Origin of the sequence: Clostridium aquiflavi (assembly GCF_031344075.1) — a bacterium.
In the GTDB taxonomy this organism is placed as follows: Bacteria; Bacillota; Clostridia; order Clostridiales; family Clostridiaceae; genus Clostridium; species Clostridium aquiflavi.
Map to the genome: position 1 here is coordinate 1 of NZ_JAVJAN010000071.1, position 7,938 is coordinate 7,938.

Annotated in this window: 6 protein-coding genes; 5 read left to right on the forward strand and 1 reads right to left on the reverse strand. The window is 27.7% G+C overall.

The window, feature by feature from the left end; translation table 11 throughout:
• The first annotated feature begins 117 nt into the window (after nt 1-117).
• Together RGC78_RS15600 and ybiA are read left to right on the forward strand one after the other, a co-directional pair.
• Nucleotides 118-1,587 carry a nicotinate phosphoribosyltransferase gene (locus tag RGC78_RS15600; RefSeq protein WP_309556929.1) on the forward strand — a complete coding sequence of 490 codons (1,470 nt, stop codon included), beginning with the start codon at nt 118-120 and terminating at the stop codon, nt 1,585-1,587.
• A gap of 29 nt (nt 1,588-1,616) precedes the next feature.
• On the forward strand, nt 1,617-2,444 hold the full coding sequence (gene ybiA, locus RGC78_RS15605) for a riboflavin biosynthesis intermediates N-glycosidase (protein ID WP_252212399.1): 828 nt from the start codon (nt 1,617-1,619) through the stop codon (nt 2,442-2,444).
• Nucleotides 2,445-2,529: 85 nt separating this feature from the next.
• Here ybiA and RGC78_RS15610 read toward each other — a convergent pair whose 3' ends face one another.
• On the reverse strand, nt 2,530-3,366 hold the full coding sequence (locus RGC78_RS15610) for a viral A-type inclusion protein (protein WP_309556926.1): 837 nt from the start codon (nt 3,364-3,366) through the stop codon (nt 2,530-2,532).
• Between the two features lie 169 nt (nt 3,367-3,535).
• Here RGC78_RS15610 and RGC78_RS15615 point away from each other — a divergent pair, with 169 nt between their 5' ends.
• The 3 genes from RGC78_RS15615 to RGC78_RS15625 all read left to right on the forward strand — a co-directional run bounded on the left by RGC78_RS15615 (nt 3,536) and on the right by RGC78_RS15625 (nt 7,761).
• Nucleotides 3,536-5,362, forward strand: a complete 1,827-nt coding sequence (locus tag RGC78_RS15615) for a S8 family peptidase (RefSeq protein ID WP_309556927.1) — start codon at nt 3,536-3,538, stop codon at nt 5,360-5,362.
• Nucleotides 5,349-7,070, forward strand: coding sequence for a S8 family peptidase (locus tag RGC78_RS15620; RefSeq protein WP_252212396.1), 1,722 nt, complete (start codon nt 5,349-5,351; stop codon nt 7,068-7,070). The genes RGC78_RS15615 and RGC78_RS15620 overlap by 14 nt, the downstream gene beginning before the upstream one ends.
• A gap of 184 nt (nt 7,071-7,254) precedes the next feature.
• Nucleotides 7,255-7,761 (forward strand): NUDIX hydrolase, encoded by a 507-nt coding sequence (locus tag RGC78_RS15625; RefSeq protein ID WP_309556928.1) that lies wholly within the window; start codon nt 7,255-7,257, stop codon nt 7,759-7,761.
• Nucleotides 7,762-7,938 lie beyond the last annotated feature (177 nt).

The following is a 7,938-nucleotide window of genomic DNA, read 5'->3' on the forward strand; positions in this document are numbered from 1 at the left end:
GAATTTAAGAATTTAAGAATTTAAGAATTTAAGAATTTAAGAATTTAAGAATTTAAGAATTTAAGAATTTAAGAATTTAAGAAAATATGAGGTGTAATTAAAATGAGGAAGTGTGAAATTATGAGTCCGTTACTATTAACTGATTTTTATAAAACAATACACTATATGTGTTATGCAGAAGGATTGACAAAACTTGTGAGCTATTGGACGCCTAGAATGTCTAGAAAAGAAAATATGGATAAGGTTGTTATGTTTGGATTGCAATCTTTTTTGAAAAAATATATGATTGACTATTTTAATGAAAATTTTTTTAGTGTTTCTAAGGTGCAAATAGTAAATGAATATAAGAGAGTTATTTCAAAAACAATGGGGGAAATGGCAGCAGATACTACTCATATTGAAAAGCTTCATGATTTAGGATATTTGCCTATTCAAATTAAAGCTGTTTCAGAGGGGATAAGAGTTAACATAAAGACTCCAATGATTGAAATAACTAATACTCATGATGAGTTTGCATGGCTTGTAAATTATTTAGAGACATTTATGAGTTGTAATATATGGCAACCAATGACAAGCGCAACCATTGCTTATAGATATAGAGAAATTGTAGAAGAATATTTTAACTTAACAGTAGTGAATGGTGATGTAACTAAAGCTTGTGGAGATTTTAGTATGAGAGGTTTTAGTTCAATAGAAAGTGCACAAGTTAGTAGTGCTGGACACTTACTTTCTTTTACTGGAACAGCTACTATTTCTTCAATTCTTTATTTAGAAGATTATTATAATTGTAATATGGAAAATGAAATTATAGGTATTGGTACTCCATCAACAGAGCATAGTGTAATGTGTAGTTATGGTAGTGATGAACTTAAAGCTTATAAAAGATTAATTAATGAGGTATTTCCAAGTGGAATTTTAAGTATAGTTTCAGATACTTATGATTATTGGAATCTAATAACCAATATTCTTCCAATATTGAAAACTGATATTTTAAATAGGGATGGAAAAATTGTTATAAGAGGTGATAGTGGGGATCCTGTTAAGATAATTTGTGGAGATAAGGATGCTCCAAAAGACAGTCCAGAATATAAGGGAACTGTTGAACTTTTATATGAGATATTTGGTGGACAAGTAAATAAAAAAGGATATAAAGTTTTAAATTCTCATATAGGAACAATTTATGGAGATAGCATTACAGTAGAGCGATGCAAAGAAATATGTAAGCAGTTGATGAATAAAGGTTTTGCAGTAAATAATTGCACTTTTGGAATCGGATCATACACATATCAATATAATACTCGTGATACATTTGGATTTGCATTAAAAGCAACTCACGCAATTATAAATGGAAAAGAAAAGTTTATATTTAAAGATCCTAAAACGGATAATGGAAACTTTAAAAAGTCACAAAAAGGTATGTGTTATGTTTATAAAAAAAATGATGATATTCTTTATAAAGATGAATTAACAATACAAGAACAGGAAAACTGCAAAGATAATTTACTACAAGTTGTATTTAAAGATGGAAAATTAATCAAAGAGTATTCATTAAAAGAAATAAGAGAAAGACTGCATGGAAAATTTTAAGTTATATTAAAGAAAGAAGAGTGAAAATTGTGAGTAATTATGATATGAATAAGTTAATGGCTCCGTTGTGGATTAAGTATCCTAATATACCAAATGGAAGTATTGGTTGGAGAATGGGGGATGGTGAATCATATAGTGAAAAATTTTATAGATGGTTTTCGAAGCTAAGTGAAGAAAAGAAAAATAAATACAATGAGTTGTTTGAAAAGCCTAAAATGTGGGAAATTTCTACTTCGTTTAAAAATATTAAATTTTGGACCAAGAACGGAAAGCCAGAATATTCAAGGAAGCAATTAATAGAAGATTTTAGTAAAAGAAATAAAATTAAATATACTTTCTTTTGGGGACACCAACCTTCTAAGAATGGTGAGATTTCAACATCATGTTTTAGTCAATGGTATGAAAGTGATTTTAATATAGGACATATTAAATATTTTTGTATGGAGCAATATATGATGTCATATAAAGCAAAGCTTTTTAATGATAAGGAAATAGAAGAAAAAATAATGAATAGTAAACATCCTAAAGAGATTAAAGCATTAGGAAGAAAAATCAAAAATTTTGATGAAGATACTTGGAATAAGTATAAATATTCAATAATTTTAAATGGAAATTATACTAAATTTACTCAAAATGAAGAGCTAAGGAAATTCTTATTAAACACAAAAGATAGAATTTTAGTAGAGGCAAGTCCTTATGATAACATATGGGGAATTGGCATGAGTAAAGATAATCCCAATGTTGAAGATCCTACAGCGTGGAAAGGTGAAAATCTTTTAGGGTTTGCTTTAACTGAAGTTAGGAATGAAATAAGTAAAGTATATAAAAATTATGATAAAATAGATTTTGATTTATAGTTTATACAATTTAAAATAGTAGATAACTTATTTTACATAAAGCTATCTACTATTTTTTAGTTAGAATTTTAAATGTTTTTAGAAGTTATTTATTTTGCTTAGTTTTTAGATTTTTATCTAAATTTTGTTTTAAGTTGTCTTTGATATTTTCTTGTTCTTTATCATCACTCACAACTTGTTTTTCTTTGTTGATTTTATCATCATTAGAGTTAAGTTTTTTAGTAGCTATTTGAGTTTTATATTGTATCCTTTTAGCAGCATTATTAATTTTATTGATTTCTTTAGATACACTATGCTCTAAAGATGATATGCTTTTAGTGATTTGAGCTAGACGTTTGTCGTTGTAATTATTTGGATTGGTATATCCATTTAAGTCGGTAACATGTTTAATATATCCCTTTTCAACTAACTGCCTATTTTTACTATCTTTAAGCATATGAATATTATCATTAGAATGACTGAACTTTATAAGTTCATTTAAACTTGCAGAGATTATTATATCATCTCTCACTTCATCTTCATTAGCTTTTAGCTCTTCTTCTTTAGCTTTTTTCTTTAACATCTCTTCTTGCTCTTTTTGAACTTCTTTTTCTTTTTCGTTCATGTTTAATTGTTGAATTTGAGCTTCTATATCTTGAAGGTTTTCATTTATTTCTTCAAGTTTATATTTCTTTTCTTTAGGATCCATAGTTGTTTCAATCAAAGATTGTTTTCTTTCTTTTAAAGCCTGTTTTTGTTTTTGAAGTTTTTCAAGTAAGTCATTTTTATTGTTATCTTGTTTTTGTATATTAAGACTTGATGTTTTTTTATCATCATTATTTTTTTTCAAATCTTTGTCATAATTATTGTTAATTTCACCTATTCTTTTAAAATTATTAGATCTAACTATATTTATATTATTTGAATTTATATTTAAACTCATAATGGAAAATAACCACCTTTCTTAAAATAATTTATACAATTTAATTATCGGACATATTTAGAAAAGTTTTACATTATAAGAAGATAAAGAGAAAAATAATATTAATAAAGAAATTTTTACTAATATTTATACATAATAATAACTATAAGTAATATAGGAGAAAAATAAAATGAATTCAAGATTATGTTCTGGGTACTATTCTGAAGATTCACCTAATTTTTTAGTTGAATATAGAGGAGATTTTAAGAGTCAAATAGATAAGCTATCATATGCTTGTGGGGATGTATTAACAAATACTATAGGTGTTATATCATTACCTTATGAATATTTAGAACAAGTATTAATAGATGTTCCTTCAATTAAATTTATTGATTTTAGAAGTATGTCTGTATTACAAGATATTTCTCCAAGTTCAATTGATCAAATATTAACAATTAAGAAAAATCCATATTTGAATTTAACAGGAAAGGGTGTACTCGTAGGAATTGTAGATACAGGAATTGATTATTTAAATAATGAATTTATTAGGGAAGATGGAACATCAAGGATAGCTGAAATATGGGATCAAAGTATAGAAAATGTTAAAGCTGAATCTGTGTATCTTGGTAACATTTATTCTAATGAAGAAATAAATAAAGCAATAAATGCCTATAAAAATAAAGAGGATCCATATGCTATTGTTCCATCAAAAGATGATATAGGTCATGGAACAGAAATGGCTGGGATAATTGGAGCTAGGGGGTATAATGGTAACTTTCAGGGAGTTGCAAATGATAGTGAATTTGTAGTTGTAAAACTCCTTGAATCTTTAAATTATCAAAAAAGCTTAAAAGAAAATAATGTTAAATATACACCGGTATATAATTCGGCTGAAATATTAGCAGGCATAGAATATTTAAAGAATTTTTCAATAAAAATAAATAAGCCAATGGTTATATATTTAGGGGTTGGTACAACCGAAGGAAGTCATGATGGTAATAATTTAATTTCAAGATATTTAACTTCTATAGCTAGCATAAGAGGGATAGCGTTAGTTGCAGGAGTTGGAAATGAAGGGGCAGCAGGAGGGCATGCATCAGGCCTTATTAAAAATGTAGGTGAAACAGATAGTATGGAATTAAATATACCTAGGCAAATGAAAAATTTTTCTTTTAATATATGGGTAAAAAGACCTAATAAAATGTCACTAAATGTAATTTCACCTACAGGAGAAGAGAGCAGTTTTATTCAAGCCAAAAGAAATAAAAGAGAAGAAATTAATTTTGTTTTTTCAAAAGCTAAATTAAAGCTTAACTACTATATGCCTGAACATTTTTCAGGGCATGAAGTTATTGAATTGATTTTTAATAATATAAATCCTGGTATATGGAAATTTATTTTAAGAGGAGACTATATAAGTGATGGTGTATATAATGCATGGCTTCAGCCTGAAGCAACATTACCAGAAAATACAAAGTTTTTAGAACCCGATCCATTTAGTACATTAACAATTCCAGCAACTGCTAGAAAAGTGGTTACAGTTGCATACCATGGATTAGTTAATGAGTCATTAGTTGCAACGTCAGGAAAAGGATTCAATACTAATAATTTAATTAATCCAGATATTGCTACAGTAGGAATAAATATTTTAACAACAAAAGCTCTAGGAGAAACTACTGTTGTATCGGGTAGTTCAGCTGCAACAGCTGTAATTGCAGGAGGATGTGCACTTTTATTGCAATGGGGAATAGTTGATGAAAATGATACTACTATGTATTCCACTAAAATCAGGAGTTATTTAATATATGGTGCTTATAGAAAACCAGAATATATATATCCAAATAGAGAAATTGGATATGGAAGTTTTGATATATTGGGGACATTTAATGTTATAAGTAGAAAATATATAAAAACTAGGGAGAATATGAATTTTAGAAATGACAACTTTATTAAATACCAAGTTGATAAACTATTCATAAGGATTCCAAAGGAGATGATACGAAATGCTAAGATATGAATCTAATATGCCTAGAAATCTTTTTAACAATACAGATTATAATCACTACATTGTACAATATCAAGGTAAAATCAATGATGAAGCATTGCAAAAGGAAGGATATTACATAGCAACAGTTAATGATAAATATGCTATAATTTCGACTCCAAAAGAAAAGAAAATTAATGTAAATGATCCTTTATTTTCTAATATTGTATATGTTAAAGGGACAGAAACTTATACACTTCAAGAAATTACACCTATAGAAGCTTCACAAGTAAGGAGTTTACAGATAGATTTACCTCTTCAATTAACTGGCAAAGAAGTAGTTGTTGGAATTATTGATACTGGAATTGATTATTTAAGCAGTGAGTTTATGACTTTACAAGGTGATACTAGAATAGAATGTATATGGGATCAAACAATAACATCAGATAAAGATGATGAAATTGAATTTATACCATATGGAGCCTTATATATAAAAGATAAGATAAATGAAGCGATAAATGCTTATAGGCAAGGGAAATCACCATATGACATTGTACCTAGCATTGATGAAGTTGGACATGGAACTAGTATGAGTGGAATAATTGGTGCCACAGGTAAAAATCCTGAACTTAAAGGAGTTGCACCTGATTGCAAATTTGTAGTTGTAAAATTAATAGAAGACTATTCAAATAAAGCTCAATTTAATGCACAAGTTCCTATTTTTAATATTACTGCAATATTTTCTGCTTTAGAATTCTTATATGAATATGCTTTAAGAAAAACTGAACCCATGGTTATATATCTTCCACTTGGAAGTAACTCTGGAAATCATAGAGGAAATGGTATTTTACAGGAATATATAGAATCAATTTCTAATAGTAGAGGCATAGTTGTAGTAACAGGTGCAGGAAATGAAAGATCTAGGGCGGGGCATGCTTCAGGTGTGATTGCTAAAGAAGGTGAAACAAGAACCATAGAATTAAATGTATCGCCAGATCAAAAATATTTGTGGGCAGAAATTTGGATTGACCCACCTAATATAATGACAGTAGATATAGTATCACCTTCAGGAGAAAATACTGGAATAGTACCTGCTATAATTAACCTTACTGAAGAGTACAATTTTGTTTTTGAAAAGACATCAATAAAAATTGAATTTTATATTCCAGAAGAAAATACAGGAGACGAGTTGATTCGTATACAATTTTATAATTTACAACCCGGAATATGGCAAATAAAATTAATAGCTAATTTAGTATTAGATGGAACCTATAACATATGGATACCTCAATATGGATTATCAATAGGGGACACTTCATTAAGCCCATCGGACCCTTTTGGTACATTTACTAATCCAGGTGGATCAACAGCTATAATCACAGTAGCTGCATATAATCAAAACAATAATAATATAGTAAATTATTCAGGAATGTCATTTTTAGATGATTATATTGATAGGGTTGATATTGCGGCAGGTGGAGTAAATGCGGTAACTGTAGCTCCTAATAATTCAATTACAACAGTAAATGGAACTAGTGTTTCCGCTGCTGTTGTTGCTGGAACTTGTGCTATATTATTTCAATGGGGAATTGTTGAAGGAAATGATCCTTATATGTATTCTCAAACAATAAAAACTTATTTAACAAGAGGAACTAAAAAAAGACCTGGAGATTCATATCCTAATCCTCAGTGGGGATACGGAATATTAGATGTACTTGGAATTTTTTCTAATATGACTTAATTGATGTATAAAATAATAACTTAATATTAAGGTGGGTTTCAAATTTAATTATTTGGAACTTCTTTTTTTATAATAGTTAAATGATATAATTTATATTAAGAATGGATAAAATTATATGTATATGATTATTAGAAATTTATAATGTATTAAATAAAACATTAATATAACAAATGGAGGACTTATGATGGACGAGCTATTAGATATATATAATAAGAATGGTAAAAAAATTGGAGTAGTAAAAAGAAGAGGTGAAACTTTGCAAAAGGATGAATTTAATTTTGCAATTGAATTATGGGTAATAAATAGTAAAAATGAAATATTAATTCAAAAAAGAGCATCTTGTAGAAAAGTATTACCGAATATTTGGGGAATGACAACTGGATACATAAAAAGTGGAGAAGATACAAAGAGTGGATGTATTAGGGAAGCAAAAGAAGAAATTGATTTAAAGATGTCAAATGAAGATTTAATACTAATTTCTAATTTAACACATGGAAATACTATATGGGATGTGTTTGCAGTAAAACAAGATTATGATATATCAAGAGCAGTTTTACAAAAAGAAGAGGTTAGCGAGATTAAATGGGTATCTATTAATAAATTTAAAGAAATGATAAACACTGGTAAAGCCTTTAAATATCCAGAAATATATGATATTTTAAACAAAATACAAGAAATGCTAATGGTATAAAATAAAAATAGAATATTAAGCAATAAAAAGGTGTGTATAATAAATAAAAATTACTATATATACCTTTTTATTTGGCTATGTTTTAAAACAGTGTTGATATTGTAGTATAAAGCTCATGGACAGAAGTTAAAAATGAAACTCGACTCATTTAGATTCGCTGAGTAAGTTCATGTTTCC

Coding starts and splice junctions, on each gene's coding strand:
- RGC78_RS15610 (WP_309556926.1), bottom strand. CDS start 3,366: ATGAGTTTAAATATAAATTCAAATAATATAAATATAGTTAGATCTAAT.
- RGC78_RS15615 (WP_309556927.1), top strand. CDS start 3,536: ATGAATTCAAGATTATGTTCTGGGTACTATTCTGAAGATTCACCTAAT.
- RGC78_RS15620 (WP_252212396.1), top strand. CDS start 5,349: ATGCTAAGATATGAATCTAATATGCCTAGAAATCTTTTTAACAATACA.
- RGC78_RS15625 (WP_309556928.1), top strand. CDS start 7,255: ATGGACGAGCTATTAGATATATATAATAAGAATGGTAAAAAAATTGGA.